We start from the raw sequence: 25,685 nt of genomic DNA on the forward strand, positions 1-25,685 counted from the left end.
GAGGGGCAGGCGTGCGGTGTCGCCAGGATCACTTGCGGTCAGCTCATCATTACTACGCCCGGTGGCCACCGGTAGGGCGTGTGGAGTGCGAGCAGGGCGCGGCCATGACGTGTCCACCCCCTGGTGCGCCGTCCACGCCGGTTCGAACCAGCCAAGCCAGGAGTGGAACTGACTCGGCATCAGGAATGCCGGGCGAAGGGCCGGGTAGAGGAGGCTCGCCCGTCGCTCCGTCCCGAAGGAGGGCAAGACGATGACCAGCCCTATCCCACCGCACCGACCGGTCGCCGAACTCACCGCCGAGGCAGCCGCGTTGATCGGGGCCGCCGAACACAGCGCGCAGCCGGACGGCAGACCGGGCCTGTCCCAGGCCGGCGAGGTCGCCGACAGTGTGCAGGCACTGGCGGCGCTGACCGCCCGGCTGCCCGAACTCCTGGACCAGCTGGGCTCCTTCCTCAGCAGCGAGCAGGCGGGCGGGCGCCTGGCGGCGACCGGCCCGGACGGTTCGGACGGCTCGGAGCTCGACCTGGCCCGCGCCGCCCGCGACTCGCGGGACCGGCTGCTCGACGCCCGCCGGGTGGCCGCCGTGCTGGCCGAGGAACTCGCCGGAGCCGCCGCCTCGCTCACCGCGGTCGGTACGCCCTGGGCGGCCTACCCGGCGCGCGAGCGAGGCGGCGGCTGACATCAGCTGTCGACGTCAGCGATCGACGTCAGCCGTCGCGGTTTCAGCTGTCGGCGTCAGCCGTCGACCAGGTTCTTCGGGTGGTAGGCGTGGTAGCCGTCGCCCTTGACGAAGCCGTAGCTGTGGAGGTGGCGGCGGGTACCGGACTCCCCGGCCTGCTCGTAGGTCCAGTACGAGGTGTGGGCCGCGTTCGCCCAGCCGTCGAAGAGGACGACGTGCCGCTCGTCCGAACTGTTGCTGTTGGCCTTGATGACCAGGTCGCCCTGCCGGAGATCGGCCATCCGCATCGGGACCGTGTAACTCTTCACCAGCGCGACGGTGTTGGGGCCGGGGGAACCGAGCCGCAACGCCATGGAGGCGAAGCCGGAGCAGTCCTGGCGGTAGCCGTCGCTCCAGCGGCGGGTCTGGCTGTAGGGAACGGGCTTGCCGCGGTCGGCGGTCAGCCAGCTGCGGGCCCGCTGGATCTCGGCGGACCGGGTGACCGTACCGGCGGCCCGGGTGGCGGCAGGGGCGCTCCGGGCCTGCGCCTGGGCGGCGGGCGCGGCCAGGCCGACCGAGCCGGCGAGCAGGACCGCGGCGAGCAGGCGAGGTGCCCAACTGCGGCTGGGGGTGAGGTTCATGGCGACTCTCTTCAGGTGCGGGCGGCACGCTGTGCCGACAACCCGCCCGACACCGTAGGCCGATCGCGGCCCGCGCCGGGCACCAACACGCCAGGCCGCGGCGGTTGTCACCCGGTCAGCGTGCGGACCCGTACCGGTGCCCGCCCCCGGGACCGGTGGGCGGGCACCGCATCCGTGGCGGACGGTCAACTGGTCAGCTCGGACTCCTGTTCGTGCACCTCGCGCACCAGTGTGGAGAGCTGCTCGATCGTCGGCTCCCAGAGCACCCCGGGCCGGCTGGCGCGCAGCGCGTCCTCGCGCTCGCCGCCGAAGCCGAGCACCGCGCGGACCAGCACGGCGATCCGCTCGATGGTGGGCTCGCGCATGATGCTCGGCAGGTTGGCCATGAAGGCGTCCTCCCGTGCGGCGCCGACGAGTTCGCGGCAGACGGTGGCGAGCATCGCGTAGAGGGAGAGCGAGTCGCCGCCGAGCCGGTGGAAGTCCAGCTGCGGCGTCAGGTGGACGTGCTCCAGCTGGAGGATCCGCACCCAGACGTCGGCGACCGCCGACTCGAAGGTGTCCAGCTCGCTCGCGTCCTTGCCGTCGACCTCCGGGTCCTCGGCGAACGGGTCGGGCAGCGCGCGCACATCGACCTTGCCGCTGACGGTGAGCGGCAGTTCGGCGACCACCACGGTCGCGGCGGGCACCATGTAGGGCGGCAGGCGGTCGGCGAGGAAGCGCTCCAGCTCCTCGGCGGTGACCTCGCTGGTGACCCCGGCTGCGACCCCGCCGGCGACCCCGGCAGTGACCGCGTAGCCGAAGAGCGACTTGCCCTGCTGCCCGCGGCGGGCTTTGGCGACCACAACCGCGCCGGCGACCGCCGGGTGCTCCTCCAGCACCCGGGCCACCTCGGCGGGTTCGACGCGGTGGCCGAGCACCTTGACCTGGTCGTCGGTGCGGCCGATGAACTCCAGCTCGCCACGCTCGGAGATCCGGGCCAGGTCACCGGTGCGGTAGACCCGGGTGCCGTCGGCGAGCCGCACGAAGCGCTCGCGGTCGAGGTCGGGCCGGCCCCGGTAGCCGCGGGCCAGCTGGACACCGCCCAGGTACATCTCCCCGACCTCGCCAACGGGCGTGAAACGGCGCTCCTGGTCGAGCAGGAAGACCGTGGTGTTGTCCATCGGCAGGCCGATCGGCACCGCCGCGCCGGCCGCGTCCAGCTCGGGGTCGTAGGTGTGGATGGTGCAGCCGATGGTCGCCTCGGTGGGGCCGTAGAGGTTGATGATCCGGCAGTCGGGGCCGAACATCGCCTGCGCGCGCGCCGCCACCGGCACCCGCAGCTGCTCACCGACCACGATGACCGCGCTGAAGCCGGTCGGCCGCACGTCCAGCCGCCCGATCAGGTCGAGGTGCGCCGGGGTGAGCGAGAGCATCGTCGCGCCGGACTCCTCCAGCAGGTGGCGCAGCGAGAGGTGGTTGGTCTCGTCCTTCATCAGCACCACCTCGCCGCCGGCGAGCAGCGGCAGGAAGACCGAGGTGCCCGAGACGTCGAAGGAGGGCGAAGTGATCAGCGGCAGCCGGGTCTCGGCGTCGACCCCGAACTCCCGGGTGGCCCAGTCGACGTAGTTGAGCAGGCTGCCGTGTTCGATCTGGACGCCCTTGGGCTTGCCGGTGGAGCCCGAGGTGTAGATCACGTAGGCCAGGTCGGACGGGCCGACGGCGGCGTCCAGGTGCGGCTCGGCGCGGGCCGGGGCCGGGGCGTGCACGGCGACCAGCTCGTCCAGCACGAGGGCCTCGCAGCCGGTCGGGCACCACGGCCGGTCCCGGTAGGGACGCTCGACCAGGCAGAGCCGGGCGCCGGCGTCGGTGAGCAGGTCGCTCAGGCGCGGGTCGGGGTGCTGGGAGTCCAGCGGCAGGTAGCCGGCGCCGGCCCGCAGGATGCCCCAGAGTCCGGCGACGGCGGCCGGCGAGCGGTCGGCGAGCAGCCCCACGACCTCGCCGCGGCGCACCCCGCGGGCGCGCAGCGCGTCGGCCACCGCGTCGGCGCGGCGGCTCAGTTCGGCGTAGCTGACGGTGCCTTCGGGGCCGCTGAGGGCGACCCGGGAGGGGGTCAGTTCGACCTGGCGGCGGAACAGTTCCAGCACGGACGGCGCGGTGGAACCGGCCCGCTCGGTGCGGTTGCCCGCCCAGTCGCGACGGCCGGCCGGCGACAGGGCCTCCTCGATCAGGTCGAGCAGCGCTTCGGCGCGCTCGGCGACGCCGGGGCCGCTGCGCCAGGCGACGGTGATCTCGGTGCGTCCGGCGCTCTCCACCAGGTCGACCTCGGGCGGGGAGAGGGCGGCGGGGGTGCCGAGGCTGTAGAGCGCGGTGGCCTCGAAACCGTCGGTGCAGAACTCCGCCAGGTCGACGGTGCCCAGGTGGGAGAGGAAGGCGGTGGCGGCGTAGCGGTCCTGCTTGGCGGCCTTGGTGTCGGCGGACCGGGCCATCAGGCGCAGCGCGGGCAGCGGGAGCTTCAGCAGCGCGGGGTCGGTGCGCGCGGCGAGCTCCTGGCGCTCGCTGAGCGCGGTGAGCAGGCGGTGGTGCACCTCCTCCCAGCCGTCGCCCTGCTGGACGTCGAGCAGCACGCTGGTGGCGAGGTTGGCGGTCGAACTGATCTCCGGGGCGTGCCGGCGCAGGTCCACGGGGACGGCGAAGCGGCCGGTGCCCGCACCGTAGGCCTCGGCGAGCAGGGTGGCGACCTTGGCGACGGCGGCCGGGTGGGTGCCGTCGACGGTGCGGCGGCGCCAGACCACGCCGCGCGGCCTGGCGGCGGCCGGGCCCAGCGGCGAGGGCCACCGGGCCTCGGGCTCGGCGGCGATGTCGGGCAGGCCGTCCGGGAGTTCCCGTGCCAGGCCGTCCATCAGCTGGAGGTCGTTGAGTTCGCAGCGGGCGCCGAGCAGGGTGTCCCCGCGCAGCGCGCGGAAGACCTCCGCTGCCCACAGCAGGGTGCCGCGCCCGTCCATGACGCCGTGGAAGGCGCGGAAGACCACGGTGGACGGTGCGCCGTCCACCAGCAGGACCTCGCAGCTCGCGCCGCGCTCGCCGGTCAGCGGGGTGCGCAGCAGCGGGGAGTCCAGGGTGTCGCGGTCGAAGTCGGCGCCGGGTATCAGCCGGACGGCCGGTACCTGTCCGCTGTCGGTCCACCGGCGGCCGCGGCGCACCAGCCGGGCGCCGGGGCAGCTCTCGGAGGCGACCGCCACGGCAGCCGTCAGCAGGTCCTCGTTGATCCGGCCCGCGCCCTCGACGGCGAGCTGGATCACCGGCACCGCACCCTTGGGAGAGGCCAGCAGCCACCAGTCCACGGGGGCGATCGGTCTGCCGTACAAGTCCTGACCGGGTGCTGACTGCATGGATCTCTCCCTCGTAGACGGTCGACCGCCGGTGACTGCCCGACTGCCGGTCGGAAGGAATCTAGGCAGCGGCCAAACGTGGGGATAACCCCGACTCGCACCCCTGCCCACCCCAGAAGGCACCATGGGGTGGCGTGCGGGGTTGCGGCCCCGGGCCCGCGGGCCGGCCGCGATCCGGGCCCGGCACCGGGCCGGGCGGGGCACCCGGGAGGTCAGCTGTGGTTGACGATGACCGAGATGCCCCAGCCGATCGCGGCGAGCACCACGGCGAAGCAGAGCCCGGCCAGCGCGTAGCCGACCGGTCCGGCGGTGGACCGCCCGGCAGCGCCCTGGCCGTCCCGGCCGGCCTGGTCGGCCGCGACGGGCGGGCTGAGCAGCCGCAGCCCGATCGCGAAGAGCGCGGGCAGGCCGGCGCCGGCGAGCAGGCCTACCACGACGATCTTCCACAGCGCGTTCAGGTTGATCCACGAGTTCACGAGCTCACCTGCTCGGCGTCCGGTGTCGGGGCGACCGATCCGGTCCAGGCGGCGTTGACGTTCTCCGGTGTCACCGCCGGGTGGCGGGAGGCGACGAAGAAGGCGATCGAGGCCAGCACCAGCACGATGAAGATCACCACCACCCCGGTGGTCCCGCCGATCCCGTGGGCGGCCCAGTAGGCCAGCGCGCCGACCAGGGCGGCGGCCGGCAGGGTGAGCAGCCAGGCCGCCACCATCCGGCGGGCGATGTGCCAGCGCACCACGCCGCCCTTCTTGCCCACCCCCGCGCCCAGGATCGACCCGGTGGCCACGTGGGTGGTGGAGAGCGAGTAGCCGAAGTCGGTGGAGGAGAGGATCACCGCGGCCGAGGCCGACTCGCTGGCCATCCCCTGCGGCGACTCGATCTCCACCAGCCCCTTGCCCAGCGCCCGGATGACCCGCCAGCCGCCGATGTAGGTACCCAGGGCGATCGCCACCGCGCAGGAGGCGATCACCCAGGTCGGCGACTTCGCCCCGGTGTGCAGGGTCCCGTTGGCGATCAGGGCCAGCGTGATGACGCCCATGGTCTTCTGCGCGTCGTTGGTGCCGTGGGCCAGCGAGACCATGGAGGCCGAGCCGACCTGGCCGAGCCGGAAGCCGTGCCCGCGCGGGCGTTCGGGTACGTCGCGGGTGAGGCGGTAGACCAGGTAGGTGCTCAGCGCGGCGACCGCGCCGGCGATGAACGGCGACAGCGCGGCGGGCACGATCACCTTGGAGACCAGGCCCTGCCACTTGACGGCGGAGGACCCGGCCGCCGCCATCGTCGCGCCCACCACACCGCCGATCAGCGCGTGCGAGGAACTCGAGGGGATCCCGAGGAACCAGGTCGCCAGGTTCCACAGGATGCTGCCGGTCAGTCCGGCGAAGACCACGGTCAGGGTCACGTCGTGACTGTTGACCAGGCCGCTGGCGATGGTCGCCGCGACGGCGGTCGACAGGAACGCCCCGGCCAGGTTGAGCACCGCCGAGACGCCGACCGCGACGCGCGGGGGCAGTGCGCCGGTGACGATCGAGGTCGCCATGGCATTGCCGGTGTCATGGAATCCGTTGGTGAAATCGAAGCCCAGCGCGGTGACTACCACCAGCGCCAGGACCGCATCGTTGCCGGTCACACGGTTGAACCTAGCCGGTCGGGCCGGTGCCGCGCGGCTGCCGCGCCCCGGCGCGTCGGGGCGCGGCAGCCGAGGGTTCACCGTCCGATGATCCGCCGCAGCCAGCGGGTACGGGCGTCGCGGGCGTCCTGGCTGAGCACCGCCCGCGGGGCGAGTGTGTCGAAGCCGTGGAACGCGCCGGGCCAGACGTGCAGTTCGGCCTCGCCACCGGCCTGCCAGATCGCGTTGGCGTAGGCCACGGCCTCGTCCCTGAGGGTCTCGGCCGACCCGACCTCGAGGTAGGCCGGCGGCAGCCCGGAGAGATCCGTGGCGCGAGCGGGGGCCGCGTAGGGCGGCAGGTCGGCGGCGCCGTACCGGTCGCCCAGCGCTGCCTGCCACGCGGTCGTGTTGGAGGTCCGGTCCCAGGTGTCACGACCGGCCAACTGGTGGCTGGAGAAGGTGTCGTTGCGGTCGTCGAGCATCGGGCTCAGCAGCAGTTGACCGATCGGGACCGGCCCGCCGCGGTCGCGGGTGAGCAGCGCGAGTGCCGCGGCGAGTCCACCGCCGGCGCTCTTCCCCGCGAGGATGACGCGGTCCGCGTCCAGGCCCAGGGCGGCCGCGTGGTCGGCCGCCCAGACGAGTCCGGCGTAGCAGTCCTCCACGGGTCCGGGATACCGCGCCTGCGGCGCCAGTCGGTACTCGACCGAGATGACGGCCAAGCGCAGCGGGAGAGCCCATTCGCGCAGCACCCGCGGCAGTACCGACCACGCATTGCCCATGATCATTCCGCCGCCGTGCAGGTAGTAGAGCAGCGGCAGTGGTCCGTTGACCCCGGCGGGCCGTGCGCTGACGAGCGTGACCTCGCTCCCGTCCTCAACTCCCGGCGCGCACAGCTCCGTCACCTCGAACCGGCCGTCGGCCCGCAGCTCCTGAACCGTCGGCCTGGGCCGGGCCGCGGCATCCCGCTGCTGCCTGGCCGCCAGACCCTCCGGGGTGACCGGCTCCCTCGCCCCCTCTCCCACGGCTGCCAGCGCGGCCCGCAGCTCCTGGTCGAACTCCGGCGCGCGCCACGCCATCGAGGCATGGCCGTGCTCCAACGGCAGTCCACCGACGCCCACGAGGACCTCCCCCTCGGTCGAGGGATGCCCGGCGGCACCCCGACCAGGACAGCCTGCCAGCCCGACCGCGCCGCCGGGTAAGGCCTGCGAGTTGTTCCGGCCGAGCGACCTGCCCGGACGCCCGAAGGCCGGGCCCGAACCGATCACGCGCGCCCACGCGCTTCCAGCGAACGTTCAGGTGATTGCCACACTGTTTTGAGCTCCGCTCTCCTGTCGGCGTGTCCGTGTCAGCCCCTACTCTCGCGTAATCACCACAGAGAAGTGGTGTCACCAAGCGGGTGCCCGAACCGAGGCATGCCCGCCAACGGTCAGTGCGCACACCGCAGTTCCTGTTCCGGAATGGCACCCGTATCTGACGATCCGTCATCTCCGGGTGCTCCCCCCTTCGTTCCCTCAGGGAGAGTGTGGCTTGAGTACCTCGATATCGGCGCGCCGGATGCGTGCGCTCAGCAGGACGGTGGCGGCGACCGCTGCCGCTGCCACCGTCGCCGTCTTCGGCCTCGCGGCCGTCGGACCGGCGCAGGCCGCCACCACGAGCAGTGCGGTCTCGGTCCACCAGCAGTGCCCACAGGCACCGGTGGGCTACGCAAGCTGCATGGCACTCAAGCGAACTGACGTCAAGCCGGAGCTGGCGCACGCGAACGACGCTCCGCTGGCGACTGTGTCGGGCTACGGCCCGAGCCAGCTGCAGTCCGCCTACAACCTGGCCTCCGCGGCGGCCTCCAACGGTGGCGGCGAGACCGTCGCGCTCATCGACGCGTACGACTACCCCAGCGCGCAGAGCGACCTGAGCACCTACCGCAGCCAGTTCGGCCTGTCGGCCTGTGCCAGCGGCTGCTTCACCAAGCTGAACGAGAGCGGGCAGACCAGCCCGCTGCCGTCTCCCGCGCCCTCCAGCGACGACTGGACCGGTGAGGAGGCGCTCGACATCGACATGGTCTCCGCGATCTGCCCCAACTGCCACATCATGCTGGTCGAGGCGAACTCGGACAGCAACGACGACCTGGGCCAGGCCGTCAACGCGGCCGTCAACGCCGGGGCGAAGTTCGTCTCGAACAGCTACGGCGGCAGCGAGGCCTCGACCGACACCACGTACGACAGCGAGTACTACAACCACCCCGGTGTCGCGGTCACCGTCTCCTCGGGTGACGAGGGCTACGAGACCGAGTACCCCGCCTCCTCGCAGTACGTGACCGCCGTCGGCGGCACCTCGCTCTCCACCGCGTCCAACACCCGCGGCTGGACCGAGTCGGTGTGGTCGACCTCCTCCACCGAGGGCGCTGGCTCGGGCTGCTCCGCCTACGACGCCAAGCCCAGCTGGCAGACCGACACCGGCTGCTCCAAGCGCACCGTCTCCGACGTCTCCGCGGTCGCCGACCCGGCCACCGGCGTGGCCGTGTACGACACCTACAACAGCAACGGCGGCTGGAACGTGTACGGCGGCACCTCCGTCGCCTCGCCGCTGATCGCCGCGGTCTACGCGCTGGCGGGCAACCCGGGCAGCGGCGACTACCCGGCCAAGTACCCCTACCAGCACACCTCGGCCCTCAACGACGTCACCAGCGGCTCGACCGCGACCTGCACGCCGTCCTACCTGTGCACGGCCGGGACCGGCTACGACGGCCCGACCGGCTGGGGCACCCCGAACGGCCTCACCGCCTTCCAGAGCGGCACCACCACCGGCAACACGGTCACGGTGACCAACCCGGGCAACCAGAGCGGCACGGCGGGCACCGCCGTCTCGCTGCAGCTGAGCGGCACCGACTCGGGCGGCGCCGCCCTGACCTACAGCGCCACCGGTCTGCCGGCCGGCCTGTCGATCTCCTCCTCCGGCCTGATCTCCGGCACCCCGACCACCGCCGGCACCTCCAGCGTGACGGTGAAGGCCACTGACTCCACCGGCGCCTCCGGCTCGGCCTCGTTCAGCTGGACGGTCAGCTCGCAGGGCACCGAGACCGTCTCGGTGACCAACCCGGGCAGCCAGACCGCCACCGTGGGCACCGCCGTCTCGCTGCAGCTGAGCGCCACCGACTCGGCGGGCAAGTCGCTGACCTACAGCGCCACGGGTCTGCCGGCCGGCCTGTCGATCTCCTCCTCCGGCCTGATCTCCGGCACCCCGACCACCGCCGGCAGCTCCAGCGCGACGGTCACCGCCGGCTCCGGCACCGCCTCCGGCAGCGCCTCCTTCAGCTGGACCGTCAACCCGGCCAGCACCGGCTGCCCGACCCCCGGCCAGCTGCTCGGCAACCCGGGCTTCGAGAACGGGACTTCGGCGGCCCCCTGGACCGCGACGGCCGGCGTGATCAACAACGACACCACGGACGAGCCCGCCCACTCCGGTAGCTGGGACGCCTGGCTCGACGGCTACGGCACCACCCACACCGACACGCTCGCCCAGAGTGTCGCGGTCCCGGCCGGGTGCAGCGCCAACTTCTCCTTCTGGCTGCACATCGACACCGCCGAGACCACCAAGACCACGGCGTACGACACGCTCAAGGTCCAGGTCCTGAGCAGCACCGGCAGCGTGCTGGGCACGCTGGCGACCTACTCCAACCTGAACGCCGCCAGCGGCTACCAGCAGCACTCGTTCAACCTGTCCAGCTACGCCGGGCAGACGGTGACCCTGAAGTTCACCGGCAGCGAGGACTCCTCCCTGCAGACGAGCTTCGTGGTCGACGACACCGCGCTGAACGCCTCCTGACCCACCCACACCGGGCGGCCCGTTCTGGCGGGCTCGGCAGGCTCAGGTGAGGCTCACCGCCTGCTCCGCGGCGCTCCGGGGCGCCTTCTCGCGGCGCGGCAGCAGCAGCGGGGTGGCCAGCAGGAGGACGCCGGCGGCCGCGATCGCGGTGCGCGGACCGGTGACGGCGGCGAGCAGACCCCACCCGGCGGTCAGGGTCGCGATGGCGGCGCTGCTGCTGATCGACCACGCGGACAGGGTGCGGGCGACCCGGTCGGGGGCGGTGTGCTCCAGCCGGCAGGTGGCGAGCACCGGGTTGAAGACGCCGCAGCAGGTCACCAGTCCGAGCTGGACGGCGATGATCAGGACGATCCCGGGAACACCGGGTTGGACGAACGCCAGTCCGAGCGGCCAGACCGCGCGCAGCGCCCCGGCGGTGAGCAGCACCTTGTGCTGCCCGAACCGCGCGGCGAGCGGGCGCGCCAGGCGTGAGCCGACCAGGCCACCGACGCACGGGAGCGCGAACGCGAGCCCGTACTGCCAGGGCGCGAACCCGAGGCGGCCCAGCAGCAGTACCGCGAGCAGTGGCTCCGAGGCCATGATCAGGCCGTTGACCACGATCGAGTTGAAGAACAGCGGGCGCAGCACGGGGTCGCTGAGGATGTGGCGCCATCCTTCGAGCAGGTCACCCGCACGCAGCCGCGGTGCACCGCTCCGCGCGGGGCGCGGCTCCGTCCCGCCGATGGCGCGGATGCCCAGCGCCGAGAGCAGGTAGCTGACCGCATCGGCCAGCACGGTCACCACCGGCCCGAACACGCCGATCGCGGCCCCGCCGAGCGGCGGTCCGACCACGATCGCGGTCCAAGTCGTGGACTCGAAGCGGCCGTTCGCGACGAGCAGGTCCTCCGGCGGCACGAGCGCCTTCAGATAGGCACCGCTGGCCGCCTTGAACGCGATGTCGGCCGCGGCGGTGACGATGGCGACCAGGAGAAGCTGCGCGAAGCTGAGCCGGCCGAGCGCGAAGGCGGCCGGGACGCTCAGCAGCGCCGCGAACCGGATCAGGTCCATCGCCATCATGACCGGCCGCTTGCGGCGGAACTCCACCCACGGACCGAGCGGCACCGCGACCACGGCTCCCACCGCCCGCCCCGCGGCGGCCAGCGCCGCCACCTGGGTCGGTCCGCAGTGCAGCACGAGAACCGCGATCAGCGGAAACGCGCCGAACCCGAACCCCGAGCCGTACGCGCTGACCGCATAGGCCGCCCACAACCACCCGACCCGCCGCCCCAGCGCCCGCCTGCCCGTCATACCCACCGCACCTCTCGCCGACCTGAACAACCACCCGATGACCATCGGCATCAAAGCGAGTAGCAGCCGGCGAGATCAAACAACCGGTCCACCAGGACACCACAACCATCGGTTGTGCGGGCACCTGGCCGACGTGACTCCCGACCGACCCGGACGATATCGTCGCCCAGTGGCTGAAACACCGGAGAAGTTCGACACCGCGATGACCGCCTGGCAGCAGTGGCAGGAGGCCCCCTGGGGCAGGCTGCGCTACTCCGTTGCCGAGGCCAACCTCGAACGCCACCTCAACGGCCTCGGCAGTGCGCCGCTCCGGGTGCTCGACCTGGCCGGCGGCGACGGCGGCGACGCGGTCCGGCTCGCCGCCCGCGGACACCACGTCACCATCGTGGACTACGCGCCCGCCATGCTGCTCGCGGCCACCGAGCGGGCCACCGGCGCCGGCCTGGCGGAGCGGATCACCTGCGTCGAGGCCGACGTGACGGATCTTCCCCGCGAGCTCGCCGCCGGGGCCTTCGACGTGGTGCTCTGCCACAACCTGCTGCAGTACGTGGCCGACCTCCCCAGCACCCTCGCCGCCGCCCTCGCGCCGCTGCGGCCCGGTGGCCTGGTCTCGGTGATGGCGGTCAACCGGCACTCCGCGCCGCTGAACATCGCCGTCCGGGAGATGGACCCCGCAGCGGCATACGCCGCCCTCGAGTCCGATCAGCTGCGTACCCAGATCTTCGACTCCACGTTGACCCTCCACACGGCGGAGGAGATCATCCCGGTCCTGCGGGACCTCGGCTGCCAGGACGTCAGCCACTACGGCATTCGCAGCTTCTGCGACTACATCACCGACGACGCGCGCAAGTACGACCCGGCGTTCTACGCGGACCTCGAACGCCTGGAGCTGGCCGTCACCGACCGCCCGCCCTACATGCACACGGCCCGGCTCTTCCAGCTCACCGCCCGCAAGCGGGACAGCTGACACCTGCCCGGCCGTCCCGACTGTCCCTGCTGTCCCGACTCCCGCACTGTCACGGCAGCTGTCGTGGGGACGTAGAGTCGCGGGAGCGGCCGAAGCCAGTTGCGATGGCTTCGGCCGCCCTCGACCTGAATCGTCGCCTCGTGCCCTGGTCAGGCGAGGCGGCGACGCAGCCACCACATGCTGAAGCCGGCCAGTCCCGCTGTGAGGGCGAGGAAGATCGCCGTCTCGTACCACTGGAACGTCCAGTAGCGGTCAGCGGGTTGGTAGGACACCGCCACGTGGAAGTCGGCCTTGGCGAGGCAGCTCTGGAAGGCGTCGGCGCCGCCGGCGTGCTCGCACGGCTCGGTGGCCATGGTGACGGCCCGGCCGGACGAGTTCTGGACCTGCTCGGCACCGGAGAGGACCCAGGCCCCCGGCACACCGAGGTCGGCGACGAACGGGGCGTTCGGACCGGTGCCGTTGGTGAAGCCGATCAGCGAAGCGGACCGCATCGTCTCGGCCGTCAGGGCGACGTCCGATCGGGCGGGCGATTCCAGATGCGGTCGCACGACCAGCGGCATCAGGAACTGGACCGCGACGAAGACCACCAGTGTCACCGCCATCGCCGGCACGGTGCGTCGGACCAGGAGCCCGACGCAGGCTCCGAGGGCGACCGCGAAGGCGGCGTACCCGAGCGGAACGATGCCCCGCGCGCCGAAGAGCAGGGGGATGAACCGGTTGTCGTTGATCCGGTCCACCGGGGCGGCGAACCAGGACACCAGCAGGCTCAGCAGCCCGGCCGTGGCCACGGCCACCGCGCCGACGAACAGGAGCTTGACGGTGAGCCAGCGCGTGCGGGTGATGCTCTGGTTCCAGACCAGCCGGTGCGTGCCCGTCTCCAGTTCCCTGGCGATCAGCGGGGCACCCCAGAAGGCACCGATCAGGCCCGGCACCACCAGCACCAGTGCGCTGCCGAAGTAGTAGGGAAGGTCGTACTGGGAGGTGAACTGGGACAGGTTCGAGCCGGTGGCCACGTCGTTGTGGTACGCGTCCCGCAGTTGGAAACCGGACACCAGGAGGTAGACCGCGACAGCGGCCAGGGCCGTTGCGGCCACCAGCAGCTGCATCCGGAACTGACGCCAGGTCATCCAGGTCATCGCTGCGCCTCCAGGACAGGGCGGTGCTCGGTGCCGGTGGCGCCGGCCTGGGTCATGTAGGCCAGGACGAGATCCTCCAGGCCGATCGGCTCGATGGCCCAGGAGGGGTCTTCGACCGCTTCGTCGGCGCGCACCACGAAGGTGCTCTGGCGGTCGGTGTGGTCGGCCTGGACGACGTGCATGCCCGAGGGCAGCGTGTGGGCCTCGCGGCGGGCGGTGGTGAGCCGGAAGTGGGTGGCGAGCAGGTCGTCGACCTCACCGTCGGCCTGGACCCGGGAGGCGGCCAGGACTATCAGGTGGTCGCAGACCCGCTCCAGGTCGGAGACCAGGTGGGAGGAGAGCACGGCTGTCGCCTCGGCTTCGGCCACGAACTCCATCAGGCTCTGCAGGAACCCGCGCCGCGCCAGCGGGTCCAGGGCGGCGACGGGCTCGTCGAGCAGGAGCAGGTCCGGGCGCTTGGCCACGGCCAGGGTCAGTGCGAGTTGGGCGCGTTGTCCGCCGGAGAGCCGTCCGGCGCGCTGGGTGGGGTCCAGGCCGAGCTGCCGGATGCGGCGTTCGGCGAGCTTGTTGTCCCAGCGGGGGTTGAGTTCGGCGCCCATGCGCAGGTGGTCGGCGATGGACAGTGCGGCGTAGGTGGGGGTGTCCTGGGCGACGAAGCCGACCCGGGCCATATGCGCGGTGCTGGACGCGGGCGGTTCGCCGAGCACGGTGATCGTGCCCGAAGTGGGGGTGAGCATGCCGCAGGCCAACTGCAGCAGCGTGGACTTGCCGGCCCCGTTGGGTCCGACCAGCCCGACGACGCGCCCGGTCGGCACGTTCAGCGTGCAGTCGGTCAGTGCCTGGCGTCGGCCGTAGCGTTTGCCCAGCCCTCGGGCTTCGAGTATCAGGGTCATTTCTCCTCTTCGGTGGAGCTGCGAAAGGTGTTCATGAGCAGGGCTTCGATGCTGTCCTCATCCAGTCCGGCGCCGCGGGCCTTGGCGAGCCAGCGCAGCAGTTCTCTGCGGAGCGGCTCGTGTTCGGAGGGCGTCGTGTCACCGAGCGTTCCGGTGACGAACGTGCCCACGCCGGGCTTGGCGGAGACCAGGCCCTCGTTCTCCAGCTGCCGGTAGGCCTTGAGCACGGTGTTGGGGTTGATCGCGACCTTGGCCGCGACGTCCTTGACCTTCGGCAGCCGGTCCCCCTGGGACAGCAGGCCCAGTCGCAGGGCCTGGCGCACCTGGTGGACCAACTGCATGTAGGGCGCGACGCCCGTCCGGGCCTCGACGTGGAACTCGATCACCGCAACCTCATTTATCTAGCTTCCTAGCACTATAGGACTATGCCGCTGAGGCGCTGTCAAGCAGGAGTTGTCGAAGGCCACTTGCAGCCCGCCACCGGGCACTCACCGCAGGGGCATCGCGGATACCGCTCCGGCCCATGGCAGCGCAGGGGGTGTGACGCGAAGGCGTCGGGGCGTCCATGGGTGTCACCGCCGCCGAGGCGAGGCCACTCCGGCCACGTGATCGCGAACTACAGCTGCCGTGACTGGGCATGCCCCAGGACAGCCGGGCCCACCCCGAGGGCCGGCACCCCTCAGTGAGCCGCCGTGGTCAGCACGCCGACCAGTCGGAGAATCGCCTGGCCCCACGGCGTCGCGGCGATCAGCACGCCGAAGACCACGCAACTGATCGCGGTCACCCTCTCGTCATTGCGGGTGCGGGCCTCCGTGCGCCGCGACAGCCGGACGAGGATGATGACCGCGAGAAACACGGTCGCACTGACGGAAAGCCGCACGTCTCCACCCCAGGTGCAGAGTTGTCCAAGCGACACCGCCCGGGCCCGGCCCGGGAGGTGCGTCTCCCACCGAGAATGCCAGAAACCCGGCCGGCGGGAACCCGGTTCCGCCCATTTCACTCGAAGACCGTCCGCACCCGTCCCACCGAACCCGAATTCTTCGGCGGCAGGCCGTTGTTTCGCCGGCCGCCCAAGGAATCGTCCGCCAACTCCCGCGCCGGACAACCGCCAGATCGTCAGGGCCGTCGCCGACCCGTTGGTCCCGAGCGCACCCATCCGATAGATCATCGCATTTTGCGACCGGATGACATCTCACGGAATCGGCGAACTCCGTTGTCGCTTCGGCGTCGCAAACCGTCGACACCGACATTCCTGACACGGCATCACTCGACCGGGTGAAATGCCCGGCCGAACGCCCCGGATGCGAGGTGCATCCGTACACAATCCTTCCATGACTGCACCTCTGAGCCGACGCCAGATGCTCGGCACCGCCGCCGCAGCCGGTGCCGCGGCCCTCTTCTCCACGGGAACGGCCAAGGCCGCCACCGCGGCAACGACCAAGGCAGCCGGGACGGATCCGGCCGGGGCCGCCCGGTCCTCGGACCGCGCCCGCCGCGCACCCGTCCCGCCGGGCGTCTACGCGATCACCAAGCCGCACGACCGACTCCTCACCCTGGACGACCGTGAAGGCCCCGTCATCGTCCTGCCTCCTGACGGGGAACCGGGCTTCCAGGAGTGGCAGTTGGAGAGCCTGTCCAACGGAAACGTCACCCTGCGCAACCTGCGGCACGGCACGTACGCGAGCTACGAGGGCGACCCTTCCGTCAACAAGCTCGTCGTCGGCCGGCCCACGCCCACCGAGTGGGCGCTGTACCAGAGCGCCGAGCCCCGCAGGTTCCACGTGGTGGTCCCCGGCGGCCCCATCGACGGCACCGAACTGGCCCTCGACCTCAGTCTGCTGCTGATCTACCCGCCCCGCACCGCCCTGCGCCCCCTGCGACTCGACGACCGGGACCAGGCCTGGGGATTCCAGTTCCACGAGTAGCGCCCCCGCGACCGACCTCGCACCGAAGGGGCTGAACCCCGACCGTTGCCGGGCAGGCCCTGAAAGGAAGTTCACCCAGGACGGGCCAACTCCGGCCCGTCCTGGGTGAAACGGCTTGGCGTCGCGCGATGTCCGCGCTCCAGCTGGCTAGTTGCCGTCGGGCAGGTACCAGTGATGGGGCGCGATCAGCGTGTCGATCGCCGCCGGCCCCCAGGAGCCGGGGGCGTAGGGCTGCACCGGGCGCGGGTGCGCGAGGAGTTCGGCGGAGACCTCCCACAGTCGCTCGATGGAGTCCGAGCGGGTGAAGAGCGACTGGTCGCCGAGCATGGCGTCCAGGAGCAGCCGCTCGTAGCCCTCCAGTCCGTGCCGGCGGCGGAAGGAGTCCGCGTAGCGGAAGGTCATCTCCGCCGTGCCGAGCCGCATCGCGGGGCCGGGCTCCTTGGCGAGGAAGCGGGCGCTGATCCAGCCGGGGTCGTCGAAGTCGACCACCAGCGCGTTGCCGCGCTCCGAGGCGGGGTCGTCCTGCGCGTCGTCGGGGAACATCCGCAGCGGGGGCTTCTTGAAGTGCAGGGTGACGGTCTGACGGCGCTTCGCCATCGACTTGCCGGAGCGCAGGTAGAACGGAACGCCGGCCCAGCGCCAGTTGTCCACCTCGGCGCGCAGCGCGACGAACGTCTCGGTCTGCGAGTGCGGGTCCACGCCGGGCTCGGCCAGGTAGCCGTCGTACTGCCCGCGCACGACGGCCGCGGGGTCCAGCGACTCAAGCGAGTTGAAGACCTTGGCCTTCTCGTCGCGCAGTGCCTGCGCGCTCAGCGAGGTCGGCGGTTCCATGGCCACGATGCCGAGCACCTGGAACAGATGGGTGACGATCATGTCCCGGTAGGTGCCGGTCTTCTCGAAGAAGTCGGCGCGGCCCTCGATCCCGATGGTCTCGGGCACGTCGATCTCGACATGGCTGATGTGATCGCGGTTCCAGACGGGTTCGAAGAGTCCGTTGGCGAAGCGCAGGGCCAGGATGTTGTCGACGGACTCCTTGCCCAGGAAGTGGTCGATCCGGAACACCTGCGCCTCGTCGAAGACCGCGTGGACGGTCTCGTTGAGCGCGCGGGCCGAGGCGAGGTCGGTGCCGAACGGCTTCTCGATGATCACCCGGGTGTCGCGCGCGAGGCCGGTGGCGCCGAGCATGCCGATCACGGACGTGAAGGCGCCCGGCGGGACGGCCAGGTGGCAGAGCCGGCGCGGTTTTCCGCCGATGGCCTGCTCGGCGTCCCGGACCGCGTCGAGCAGCGGCTGCGGGTCCTGCGGATCGGCGGCTCCGAAGCTCAGCGCCTCCTCGAAGGCCTGCCAGCTCGCGCCGGTCGGCTCGGTGAGGCCGAACTGCCGTACCGCTTCCTTCGCGTGGCGACGGAACTCCTGGTCACTCGGCGCGCCGTCGGCCGGCGCGGACCCGATGATCCGGTAGGCCGCCGGGAGCAGCCCGGCGTTGGCGAGGTGGAAGAGGCCCGGGAGCAGCTTGCGGCGGGCGAGGTCGCCGGTCGCCCCGAACAGCACGATGACGTGGTTCTCGGGGCGGGTGGCCGGCATGGGGGCGGCTGCCGCCGTCGCGGCGTTCACGGGTGCCGCCGCACTGCGGGGCCGGCCATGCCGGGCCGCACGGGCCTGTCAGATGCGTCAGATGCCATGGCGGTCAGTCCTCGTCCTTCGGTGCGTCCGAGTGGCGGACCGGGCAGGTGCCGGCGCTCCGTCCACCGCACATCGTGCGGTCGGCGTACGACCCCCCGATGGGCGGGACACGGCGCGGCGGCGTTCTTCCACCGGACGGGCTATCGGGCAGCTGGACCGAACCGGCCGTCACCGTCCGGCTGCCCGGGGTGCCGTGCCGTGATGCGGGCCAGGTCGGCGCTCAGGCCCTGCAGCCACGCACCCGCGTCGAAGAGCAGCAGCATCGCCGACGCCGCGGTGGCGTCCTGCCCTTCGGGCGCGGGAGGCGTCCACGTCGGGGCTCCCAGGGGGGCGCGAGGCGCAGTGCCGGCGTCGAGTTGTTCGGCCAGCAGACGGTACTGTCCGGCGAGGACGTCGGCGTAGCCGTTGATCCCGGCGGCCGGCCCCGCCTGCCGGTCCTGCGGCGACTGCGGCGACTGCGGGGCCTGCGGCGCGGGGCTCGGCCGCTCGTCGAACAGGCGGCGGGAGCCGCGCAGCGCGTGGTGGCCGGCGATCAGCGCGGCCTGCCAGTCCGGTGCGTCCCTGGCGGGGCCCCGCGGTTCGCACTGGAACTGGGCGTAGGAGGACTCCGCCAGGCTCAGGGCGTGCGGGATCGTCGAGCGGGCGGGGGCCGGCCCGGTGCCGCCGGCCAGCTGGCGGACGGTGGCGGTGACCGTGGTGGCGATGGCGCGCAGCAGGTCGGCGATGTCCCTGCGCAGCTCGTCGTGGGCGCCCTTGGGCCAGGCCAGCAGGCCGATGACCAGGCCGATCAGGCTGCCGGTGACCACGTCCAGCAGGCGGGCTTCGGCCAGGTGCCAGCCGGCCGGGGCGAGTTGGGCGAAGACGGTGGCGACCGTGAGGGTGAACAGGCCCTGGGCCCAGCCGACGCCCCGCACCGGGCCGAAGCGGAAGGTGGCGAACATGACCACGGGCAGCGCGACGGCGTAGACGTTGGTGTGGTGTCCGGCCGCGACGAGCAGGCCGGCAGCGGCCAGGGCGCCCAGCATGGTGCCGGTGAGCGCCTGACGGATCGTGGTGCCGGTCTGTCCGGTGGTGGTGCGGGTCAGGGTCAGGGCGGCCAGCATGGCCCAGAAGCCGTGGGGCAGCGAGAGCACGCCCGCCACCGCGCGGGCCGCGGCCAGGCCCAGGCTCAGGCGGATGGCGTTCTGGAAGTAGACCGAGCGGATGCTCAGGTGGCCGGTGAGCCGGTGCCGCCACAGCTGGACGCCGCTCAGCTCGGCGTACCAGAGGGCGCTGCGCAGCGACGGCGGCACCGGCTGCCGCGCGCCGGCGGCCAGGTCGGCCGTCACCAGCAGGGTCAGTGCCGCCTCGCCCGTTTCGACGAGTGCCGCCTGGCAGCGCATGGTCGCGCCCGTGACGTGGCCGCGGGCGATCGCGGTGGCGCGTCCGTCGTGGAAGGCCGTCAGGACCTGCCGCAGGGGGCGCGGATCGGCCGGCGGCGCGCCGCCCAGGGTGGCCGCCGCCTGCTCGGCGGCTCGGGTGATCTCCCGCAGCAGGTCGAGCACGGCCTGGCCGGGCCCGGATTCCCGGTCGCGGTCGGCCGCCGGTGCGAGGTCGCGCAGGCGGGCCAGCAGGACGCGGGCCGTCGCGCCGGCCTGGGCCAGCGCCCGCGCCCGCCGTCCCGCTCCCCCGGGCCGGTCCGCCTCGGGGACCTGGGACAGGCGCAGCGCCTGGCTCGCGACGTGGGTCTGCTGCCGGGATTCGCCGGTCAGGTCCCAGGGCGGGCCGGTCAGTTGCCGAGCGCAGCGCGCGGCCGTCCGGGCCGCCTCGGCGGTCAGCTCGCGGTAGCTGCGGGTGGGCGGGTCCGGCAGCAGGGCGGCTTCGGCGGCGATGAGCAGGGCGATGCCGAAGGTCATGCCGCCGAGTCGTTCGCCGAGGGTGCCGGGGGCGTAGGGGGGAAAGCAGGGCAGGATGTAGAGCAGTTGCAGGCCCGGGGTGGCACCGGCGATCCGCGGGCCCGCCACCGCGCCGAAGGCCAGCGCGAACCCGATGACGAGCATGCCCGCCACCGCGGCCCAGGTCCGCACCGCCAGCAGGGTTCCGACGGTCAGCAGGACCCAGCCCACCGGCAGGACCCTCAGCAGGACGGCGGCCCGCTGCCGCCCCGTCCCGGGGATGCGGGAGAGCCCCGCCATCGACACCGCCCCGAACAGCGCGTAGGTCGCGGTCACCGGCTGGTGCAGCCCGTACAGGCAGAGGTAGAAGGCGAGGGCGGCGGCCAGCGTCACCCGTACGGACCGGCGCAGCGCGGTCGCCGCGGGCCCCGGATCGTCGCGCAGGCCGGCCCTGACCCGCGTCAGCGCCCCGCGGAATCCGCTGCGACCGGAGTCGGTGTTCATGGCCTGGCACCCGTCCGTGCGATCGGACCCGGACTCCTCCCGGGGACCAGGATGGCACCGGTCGCCCCCGGCCGCAGTCCGCGCGGGGTCCGCCGGGACGCCGGGACGCCCGGATCTCCGGCACAACTGGCCTCGAGCCTTCGATCAGCAGGCAACTTCCTGAACAGAAGGGAAATTGAAAGGCCACAGGCTCAATCTGGTGTAGAATCTGAAGCATGAGGGCGGCCTCCGGAGCCGGCATCACGGGGATGCCGACGGATCGCCCACCAGCAGGGGGAAACACCATGACCTACCACCTCGAAGCAGCGCGGGCGACGATCGACGAGCGCCTGCGGGAGGCCGCGGAGCACCGCATCGTCCGCGCCGCCCGGCTCCGGAACCGCGCCGAGCGCACCACCCGGCGCGCCCGTCAGGCCCTGACCAGCCTGACCGCGTGAGCACCCCGATCACAACGGGCCGTCACCGAAGCACCGGTGACGGCCCGTCCCGTTTCCCGCACTGAAGCCCCCCGCGCACCGGTGGCGACCACCCGGCGCGCGGTGCCGAGCATCTGACGTCACGTCAGGAGCCGGGCGACGTCGGATCGGACGACCCGGCGGCGCCGGCTGTAGGCATACGCCAGGGCCAGCACGATCGGGCCCCAGAGCATCACCGGGCCGGTGCACACATACGCCAGCGCCCGCCACCAGTCGTTGCGGTAGCCCACCTCGTGGAAGCCCAGCACGCCGAACCAGGCGAGCGGCATGGGGTCCCAGAGCGCGACCAGGCCCAGGCCGCCCAGGGTGGCCGGCACGATCGCGGCGGCCGGCGCGACGCGCCTGCCCCCGATCAGCGGCGGCCAGGCCGGGGCGACCTCGCCCCACCCGCTGACCAGGCCGGCGCAGAGCAGGGCCAGCGCCTCGGTGAGCAGGCTCAGCCCGAAGACGTAGTACTGCCCCACCACGGGAACGCCGGCGCCGACGGATCGACCGTTCCCATCGTGAAGTCGAAGGCGAACGGCAGCCGCCACAGGCAGTGCGGCAGGACCACGACGGGCAGCGCCCTCGCGAGCCGCAGTACCCAACGCGGCACCGGGCGTTCGGAGTCGCCCACGGAAAGCTTGATCGGCATGACTCCACTGTCGTTCAACCGCCATGACGGCACGTCAGCCAAGCGGACGATCCATCTCCCCCACCGGAGCTGCCTCCTGGGGCAGGCGGCCCGCACTCCGGGGGCCGCGCGTCGACCGCGGCGGCCCAGCAGTGGACACTGGTGCGGTGGTCAACCAACCGACAGAGGAGGACCCGTGGGGAAGCGAACGCCGATGACAGGCGACCGCTGGGGGAAGGCCGTGGTCATCGGCGGCGGGTACGCCGGTCTGGTGACGGCCCGGGTGCTGAGCGACTACTTCGGCGAAGTCGTCATCCTGGAGCGGGATCCGGTGGACGACGAGACCGGCGTCCACCCGCACACGCCGCAGGCCCACCACGCGCACGCCATGCTGGCCAAGGGCGCGGAGATCCTGGAGACGCTCTTCCCCGGGCTGCGCGCCGAGTTGCGCGACCTCGGTGCGCCGGTCTTCGACTACGGGGAGCGCATCAGCTTCCTCCAGCCCGCCGGCTTCGCCCCGCGGTGCCGGACCGGAGTGCTGGTCCAGACGTTCACCCGGCACGAGCTGGAACGCCGGCTGCGGCAGCGGGTGTTGGCGCTGTCCGGCGTGACGCTGCTGGCCTCGGCGCGGTGCGAGGGGCTGCTGATGGAGCAACCCGGGGCGGTCAGCGGGGTGGTGTACCGCGTGGACGGTTCCGCGGAGCCCACCCGGCTGGCGGCGGACCTGGTGGTGGACGCCTCGGGGCGGGCCGGCGGCCTGGACCGCTGGCTCGGCGACCTGGGTCTGCCCGTACCAGGCAAGCGCGTCGTGAAGACGAAGATCACGTACACCTCGATGAACTTCGCCCGGCCCGAGCAGGACCGTACGGACTTCGACGTCGCCTACCAGATGACGTTCGCGCCCGGCATCGCCCGGGGCGGCGTCATCCTGGCCGTCGAGCACGACCGCTGGACGTGCTCGCTGTTCGGCTTCGAGGACCAGGCGCCGCCGACCGACGACCAGGGCTATCTGGACTTCGCCCGGAGCCTGACGAACCCTCGGCTGGCCGAGCTGATCGAGCGGCGCAGCAACCCGGAACCCACCCGCCAGTACGTCAACGTCAACAACCGGTGGAGCGAGTACCACAAGGCCAAAGCCTGGCCGGAGCGCCTGCTCGCGGTCGGCGACTCGGTCTGCGTGTTCAACCCGGTGTACGGGCAGGGGCTGACCGTGGCGGCGCTGGAAGCCGATCTCCTGCGCGGCATGCTGACCGCGGCCCGCTCGGACGGGACGGAACTCGACGGGCTGAGCCGCACGTTCCAGCGTCGCCTCGCACGCCTCCTGCTGGTCCCGTGGACCCTGTCGAGCAACTCCGACCTCATGTGGAGCCCGCAGGGCCGGCCGCTCTCGGCCCGGGTCGCCCACTGGTACAACCAGCAGGTGTTCGCGGTCTCCGTGCACGACCCGGAGGTCTGGTCCCGCTTCGCCAGGGTCGCCAACATGGTGGCCCCGCCCGGCGTGCTCTTCCACCCCTCGGTACTGGTGAAGGTCATCGGCGCGGCGCTGTTCCGGCGCCGCGCCGCCTCGCCGACGGCCGACCCGGGCGGCTCCGTGCCGGAGGTGCTCCAGCAGCCAGGAGGTTCCGGTGGGTGACGCTCCCCCGCACCTCTGGGCAGACGCACGCAGCCGCCCGTCGAGCTCACCGTCCCGGCAGCAGCGCGGGAGCGGAGACCTCGATGGTCGTGCCGGCCACCGCCGTGACGAGGTCGACGCCGAGCAGCTCGCACGGCGTCCACGCGCCCGGCCGCTCGCCGGCGAGCAGCCGCAGGGCCGTCTCGGTCGCGATCGACGCGCTGAACACGAACCCCTGCACCGTGCTCAGCTCGGCGGTGTGGGCGCGCCCCGCCTCGTCGACGAACTCGGCGTAGCTGTGGGAGCGCTGCTCCGGTGAGCCGCCGCCACCCATCGCGAGGTAGGCCGTCACGTCGGCCGCCCCGCTGATCCGTCGCGCTGCCTCCAGGTCGCCCACCGGCGCCGGTACCACCTGGCGCGCGGCCCCGCCGAAGGACAGGTCGGTGGCACCCGAGCCGAACGGAGCGCGGACGAGCTCACCACCCCGGTACGTGGTGGCGCCGTCCGCGACGGCTTCGGCCACCGTGTTCCGCACGCCCTCGCTCTCGCGCAGGCTCCCGGACGCGGCGGCGACCACCACCCGGGAGGGGCGAACACCCTGGGCGAGCAGGGTCAGCACCAGCGCCTCGGTGGCGGCCAGCCCGAAGCCGGCACCGGTGACCAGGCACACGCCCCGCTCCCGGGCCTCGCCGTCGAGGTCGAGCAGGGCGCGCACCGCGGCCCGTTCGTTGGCGATGTCGACGTAGGCGGTTCCGGCGGCGAGGCAGGCGGTCACCACCGCGGGTGCCAGCCGGGCGAACGGGCCGACGGCATTGACCAGGACCCGGGCCGCGCGGGCCATGGCGGACACGGCGGCGTGATCGTCGAGGTCGACCGTCATGGTGGTCACCGACGGGTTGCCGGGGGCGAGCCGTTCGGCGGCCTCGGCCAGCCGTCCCGGATCCCGGCCGGCGAGCACCACGCTCGCCCCGCGCCGGATGAGCCGGTCGGCGACCAGGCCGCCGGTGCTGCCGGTCGCGCCGAACACAACGAAGTCACTGGACATGATCACAATCCTTCTGCCGAGGTGGCGTGGCCAGGTGGGTCCGCAGGAACTCGATCTGGCCGTTGATGGCGGGTTCGAACTGGTCCCGGTAGACGCTGTGGTGGCCGCCGGGAATCAGCTGCAGGCTCTTGGGTTCCCGGGCGGCGGCGAACGCGGCGAGCGCGAGATCCGTGGGGCACAGGGTGTCGGCGTCGGCCACGGTCATCAACAGCGGGCGCGGGCCGATCCGTTCGACGAACGCCTCCGGGGCGAACTCCAGCAGCGCGTCGATGCCGGCCAGGGTGACCTCGTTGCGAAACGTCGCGGAGTCGGCCGCACGCTCGACGAGGTGGTCGCGGACGCCCTGGTCGGGCAGCGCCGCCCCCGGCCCGTCGCCGGCGATCGGGATCACCGCGGCGGGCCGTCCGGCGCAGCGCCCGCTCCGGTCGGCGGACAGCGCGGCCAGCAGGGAGTCCAGCTCGGCCTGCGGGATCATCCGCCGCAGCGTCGTCCACGGTTGGAGCATCGGGATCTGGGCGATGACCGCGCGCACCCGCGGGTCGACCGCGCCCACGACCAGGACGACGGCCCCGGCCAGGCTGGTGCCCCACACGGCGACCCGGGAGGCGTCGAGGTCGGGGCGGCTCTGCACGTAGGAGATGGCGTCGCGGTACCCGTGCACCTGCGCGGTCGGGTCGATGTGCTGGCGGGGCAGACCGTCGCTGGTGCCGAAGTGCGGGTGGTCGTAGGCGAGGACGGCGAACCCCGCGGCGGCCATCCGCGCGGACGCCTCGGCGAGCCACTCCTTGACGCCGCCGAAGCCGTGGGTCATCACCACGACAGGCACCGGACCGGTGCGGTCGGCGGGCTGTTCGAGCCAGCCACGCAGGACGTGTCCGCCACTGCGGAACTCCACTTCAGTGCGCACGGCGCTCCCTGAAAGCTGACGATATGACATTGATGTCACAACATCGATGTCGTGTCATTGATGATGTGTCATTGATATCCTGGAGTCAGCCACGCGTCAACGAACCGAAGGACCGTCCGTGACGTCCCGCGACACCCGACCCGACCGGGTCGCCCAGCACGAACTGCGGTACCTGATCCTCGCGGCCCAGCGGGAAGGCAGCCGCCGGCTCGGCGAGGCCCTGCGCCATCTGGGGCTGACCCCCGCGCAGGCCGAAGTCCTCGACGTGCTGGCCGCCCACGGGCCGATCACGCTGGCCGCGCTCGGCCGGATGCTGGTCTGCGAGCAGGGCAGCCCGAGCCGACTGGTCGACTCGCTGGTCCAGCGGGACCTGGTCAGCCGCACCCCGCACCACCAGGACAAGCGCGCCGTGCTGATCGAACTCACCCGCTCGGGCGGCAGCCTGGCCACCCGGCTCGACGAGGCGACCGACCGGCTCACCGACGACATCGCCGGCAGGCTGCCCGCCGAGGACGTCGACCGGCTGATCGGCCTGCTGCACGCCCTGCTCGACGGCACCCACGGCGATCACGTCATCCGCAGGCGCTTCCCGGCCGCACCGCGACCCGAGAAGTGAACGGGCGGCGGCCGTGGACCGGTTGGTCCACGGCCGCCGCCCCTGGGCCGGGTCC

General features: G+C 72.5%; 23 protein-coding genes. 7 read left to right on the plus strand and 16 right to left on the minus strand.

The genetic code is table 11. The features are described 5' to 3' along the window. Positions 1-250 precede the first annotated feature (250 nt). Positions 251-679: a hypothetical protein gene (locus OG403_RS03085; RefSeq protein WP_329561192.1), complete on the plus strand. Its 429-nt coding sequence runs from the start codon at positions 251-253 to the stop codon at positions 677-679. 56 nt (positions 680-735) lie between these two features. Here OG403_RS03085 and OG403_RS03090 read toward each other — a convergent pair whose 3' ends face one another. The 5 genes from OG403_RS03090 to OG403_RS03110 all read right to left on the minus strand — a co-directional run bounded on the left by OG403_RS03090 (position 736) and on the right by OG403_RS03110 (position 7,349). Beyond that, on the minus strand, positions 736-1,299 hold the full coding sequence (locus OG403_RS03090) for a hypothetical protein (RefSeq protein ID WP_329561194.1): 564 nt from the start codon (positions 1,297-1,299) through the stop codon (positions 736-738). 185 nt (positions 1,300-1,484) lie between these two features. Further along, positions 1,485-4,667 carry a non-ribosomal peptide synthetase gene (locus tag OG403_RS03095; RefSeq protein WP_329561197.1) on the minus strand — a complete coding sequence of 1,061 codons (3,183 nt, stop codon included), beginning with the start codon at positions 4,665-4,667 and terminating at the stop codon, positions 1,485-1,487. 212 nt (positions 4,668-4,879) lie between these two features. Continuing rightward, positions 4,880-5,143, minus strand: coding sequence for a hypothetical protein (locus OG403_RS03100; RefSeq protein ID WP_329561199.1), 264 nt, complete (start codon positions 5,141-5,143; stop codon positions 4,880-4,882). Then, on the minus strand, positions 5,140-6,294 hold the full coding sequence (locus OG403_RS03105) for an inorganic phosphate transporter (RefSeq protein WP_329561201.1): 1,155 nt from the start codon (positions 6,292-6,294) through the stop codon (positions 5,140-5,142). The genes OG403_RS03100 and OG403_RS03105 overlap by 4 nt, the downstream gene beginning before the upstream one ends. A 77-nt stretch (positions 6,295-6,371) precedes the next feature. Beyond that, positions 6,372-7,349: an alpha/beta hydrolase gene (locus OG403_RS03110; protein WP_329572073.1), complete on the minus strand. Its 978-nt coding sequence runs from the start codon at positions 7,347-7,349 to the stop codon at positions 6,372-6,374. Positions 7,350-7,827: 478 nt separating this feature from the next. Between OG403_RS03110 and OG403_RS03115 the strand changes: the two genes are divergently transcribed. Next, complete coding sequence (locus OG403_RS03115; RefSeq protein ID WP_329572075.1) at positions 7,828-10,092, plus strand: putative Ig domain-containing protein; 2,265 nt, start codon at positions 7,828-7,830, stop codon at positions 10,090-10,092. 42 nt (positions 10,093-10,134) lie between these two features. Here the strand turns inward: OG403_RS03115 and OG403_RS03120 are convergent, their stop codons facing one another. Beyond that, on the minus strand, positions 10,135-11,379 hold the full coding sequence (locus OG403_RS03120; RefSeq protein ID WP_329561202.1) for an MFS transporter: 1,245 nt from the start codon (positions 11,377-11,379) through the stop codon (positions 10,135-10,137). Positions 11,380-11,548: 169 nt separating this feature from the next. On the opposite strand from OG403_RS03120, the gene OG403_RS03125 reads away from it, so the two are divergent. Next, positions 11,549-12,346, plus strand: coding sequence for a methyltransferase domain-containing protein (locus OG403_RS03125; RefSeq protein ID WP_329561203.1), 798 nt, complete (start codon positions 11,549-11,551; stop codon positions 12,344-12,346). A 149-nt stretch (positions 12,347-12,495) separates the two neighbouring features. Here the strand turns inward: OG403_RS03125 and OG403_RS03130 are convergent, their stop codons facing one another. The 4 genes from OG403_RS03130 to OG403_RS03145 all read right to left on the minus strand — a co-directional run bounded on the left by OG403_RS03130 (position 12,496) and on the right by OG403_RS03145 (position 15,255). Next, positions 12,496-13,482: an ABC transporter permease gene (locus tag OG403_RS03130; protein ID WP_329561205.1), complete on the minus strand. Its 987-nt coding sequence runs from the start codon at positions 13,480-13,482 to the stop codon at positions 12,496-12,498. Next, the gene (locus tag OG403_RS03135; protein ID WP_329561207.1) at positions 13,479-14,375 is read right to left on the minus strand and encodes an ABC transporter ATP-binding protein; all 897 of its coding nucleotides are present in this window, start codon (positions 14,373-14,375) and stop codon (positions 13,479-13,481) included. The genes OG403_RS03130 and OG403_RS03135 overlap by 4 nt, the downstream gene beginning before the upstream one ends. Beyond that, complete coding sequence (locus OG403_RS03140) at positions 14,372-14,761, minus strand: GntR family transcriptional regulator (protein WP_329561209.1); 390 nt, start codon at positions 14,759-14,761, stop codon at positions 14,372-14,374. The genes OG403_RS03135 and OG403_RS03140 overlap by 4 nt, the downstream gene beginning before the upstream one ends. A gap of 293 nt (positions 14,762-15,054) precedes the next feature. After that, complete coding sequence (locus OG403_RS03145) at positions 15,055-15,255, minus strand: hypothetical protein (protein WP_329561213.1); 201 nt, start codon at positions 15,253-15,255, stop codon at positions 15,055-15,057. 451 nt (positions 15,256-15,706) lie between these two features. On the opposite strand from OG403_RS03145, the gene OG403_RS03150 reads away from it, so the two are divergent. Then, a complete protein-coding gene (locus tag OG403_RS03150; RefSeq protein ID WP_329561215.1) occupies positions 15,707-16,300 on the plus strand; it encodes a hypothetical protein in 594 nt (197 codons plus the stop codon). Positions 16,301-16,447: 147 nt separating this feature from the next. Here OG403_RS03150 and zwf read toward each other — a convergent pair whose 3' ends face one another. Both zwf and OG403_RS03160 read right to left on the minus strand, forming a co-directional pair. Next, complete coding sequence (gene zwf, locus OG403_RS03155) at positions 16,448-17,914, minus strand: glucose-6-phosphate dehydrogenase (RefSeq protein WP_442910855.1); 1,467 nt, start codon at positions 17,912-17,914, stop codon at positions 16,448-16,450. Between the two features lie 209 nt (positions 17,915-18,123). Further along, positions 18,124-20,361, minus strand: a complete 2,238-nt coding sequence (locus OG403_RS03160) for an FUSC family protein (protein ID WP_329561217.1) — start codon at positions 20,359-20,361, stop codon at positions 18,124-18,126. A gap of 284 nt (positions 20,362-20,645) precedes the next feature. On the opposite strand from OG403_RS03160, the gene OG403_RS03165 reads away from it, so the two are divergent. Beyond that, on the plus strand, positions 20,646-20,798 hold the full coding sequence (locus OG403_RS03165; protein WP_329561219.1) for a hypothetical protein: 153 nt from the start codon (positions 20,646-20,648) through the stop codon (positions 20,796-20,798). Between the two features lie 119 nt (positions 20,799-20,917). Here the strand turns inward: OG403_RS03165 and OG403_RS03170 are convergent, their stop codons facing one another. Together OG403_RS03170 and OG403_RS03175 are read right to left on the minus strand one after the other, a co-directional pair. Next, positions 20,918-21,301, minus strand: coding sequence for a hypothetical protein (locus OG403_RS03170; RefSeq protein WP_329561221.1), 384 nt, complete (start codon positions 21,299-21,301; stop codon positions 20,918-20,920). Continuing rightward, on the minus strand, positions 21,274-21,471 hold the full coding sequence (locus tag OG403_RS03175) for a hypothetical protein (RefSeq protein WP_329561223.1): 198 nt from the start codon (positions 21,469-21,471) through the stop codon (positions 21,274-21,276). Before OG403_RS03175 ends, OG403_RS03170 begins: the two co-directional genes overlap by 28 nt. Before the next feature lie 175 nt (positions 21,472-21,646). On the opposite strand from OG403_RS03175, the gene OG403_RS03180 reads away from it, so the two are divergent. Next, positions 21,647-23,083: an FAD-dependent oxidoreductase gene (locus OG403_RS03180; RefSeq protein ID WP_329561224.1), complete on the plus strand. Its 1,437-nt coding sequence runs from the start codon at positions 21,647-21,649 to the stop codon at positions 23,081-23,083. Positions 23,084-23,129: 46 nt separating this feature from the next. On the opposite strand, the gene OG403_RS03185 is transcribed toward OG403_RS03180, so the two are convergent. Then, positions 23,130-24,107 carry an SDR family NAD(P)-dependent oxidoreductase gene (locus OG403_RS03185; RefSeq protein ID WP_329561225.1) on the minus strand — a complete coding sequence of 326 codons (978 nt, stop codon included), beginning with the start codon at positions 24,105-24,107 and terminating at the stop codon, positions 23,130-23,132. Next, positions 24,097-25,014, minus strand: coding sequence for an alpha/beta hydrolase (locus OG403_RS03190; protein WP_329561227.1), 918 nt, complete (start codon positions 25,012-25,014; stop codon positions 24,097-24,099). The genes OG403_RS03185 and OG403_RS03190 overlap by 11 nt, the downstream gene beginning before the upstream one ends. Before the next feature lie 118 nt (positions 25,015-25,132). Between OG403_RS03190 and OG403_RS03195 the strand changes: the two genes are divergently transcribed. Next, complete coding sequence (locus OG403_RS03195; protein ID WP_329561228.1) at positions 25,133-25,630, plus strand: MarR family winged helix-turn-helix transcriptional regulator; 498 nt, start codon at positions 25,133-25,135, stop codon at positions 25,628-25,630. The last annotated feature ends 55 nt before the right edge of the window (positions 25,631-25,685 follow it).

This window comes from Kitasatospora sp. NBC_01266 (assembly GCF_036242395.1).
GTDB lineage: Bacteria > Actinomycetota > Actinomycetes > Streptomycetales > Streptomycetaceae > Kitasatospora.

Coding starts and splice junctions, on each gene's coding strand:
- OG403_RS03085 (WP_329561192.1), top strand. CDS start 251: ATGACCAGCCCTATCCCACCGCACCGACCGGTCGCCGAACTCACCGCC.
- OG403_RS03090 (WP_329561194.1), bottom strand. CDS start 1,299: ATGAACCTCACCCCCAGCCGCAGTTGGGCACCTCGCCTGCTCGCCGCG.
- OG403_RS03095 (WP_329561197.1), bottom strand. CDS start 4,667: ATGCAGTCAGCACCCGGTCAGGACTTGTACGGCAGACCGATCGCCCCC.
- OG403_RS03110 (WP_329572073.1), bottom strand. CDS start 7,349: ATGGCGTGGCGCGCGCCGGAGTTCGACCAGGAGCTGCGGGCCGCGCTG.
- OG403_RS03115 (WP_329572075.1), top strand. CDS start 7,828: ATGCGTGCGCTCAGCAGGACGGTGGCGGCGACCGCTGCCGCTGCCACC.
- OG403_RS03120 (WP_329561202.1), bottom strand. CDS start 11,379: ATGACGGGCAGGCGGGCGCTGGGGCGGCGGGTCGGGTGGTTGTGGGCG.
- OG403_RS03130 (WP_329561205.1), bottom strand. CDS start 13,482: ATGACCTGGATGACCTGGCGTCAGTTCCGGATGCAGCTGCTGGTGGCC.
- OG403_RS03135 (WP_329561207.1), bottom strand. CDS start 14,375: ATGACCCTGATACTCGAAGCCCGAGGGCTGGGCAAACGCTACGGCCGA.
- OG403_RS03150 (WP_329561215.1), top strand. CDS start 15,707: ATGACTGCACCTCTGAGCCGACGCCAGATGCTCGGCACCGCCGCCGCA.
- OG403_RS03160 (WP_329561217.1), bottom strand. CDS start 20,361: ATGAACACCGACTCCGGTCGCAGCGGATTCCGCGGGGCGCTGACGCGG.
- OG403_RS03165 (WP_329561219.1), top strand. CDS start 20,646: ATGACCTACCACCTCGAAGCAGCGCGGGCGACGATCGACGAGCGCCTG.
- OG403_RS03175 (WP_329561223.1), bottom strand. CDS start 21,471: ATGCCGATCAAGCTTTCCGTGGGCGACTCCGAACGCCCGGTGCCGCGT.
- OG403_RS03185 (WP_329561225.1), bottom strand. CDS start 24,107: ATGTCCAGTGACTTCGTTGTGTTCGGCGCGACCGGCAGCACCGGCGGC.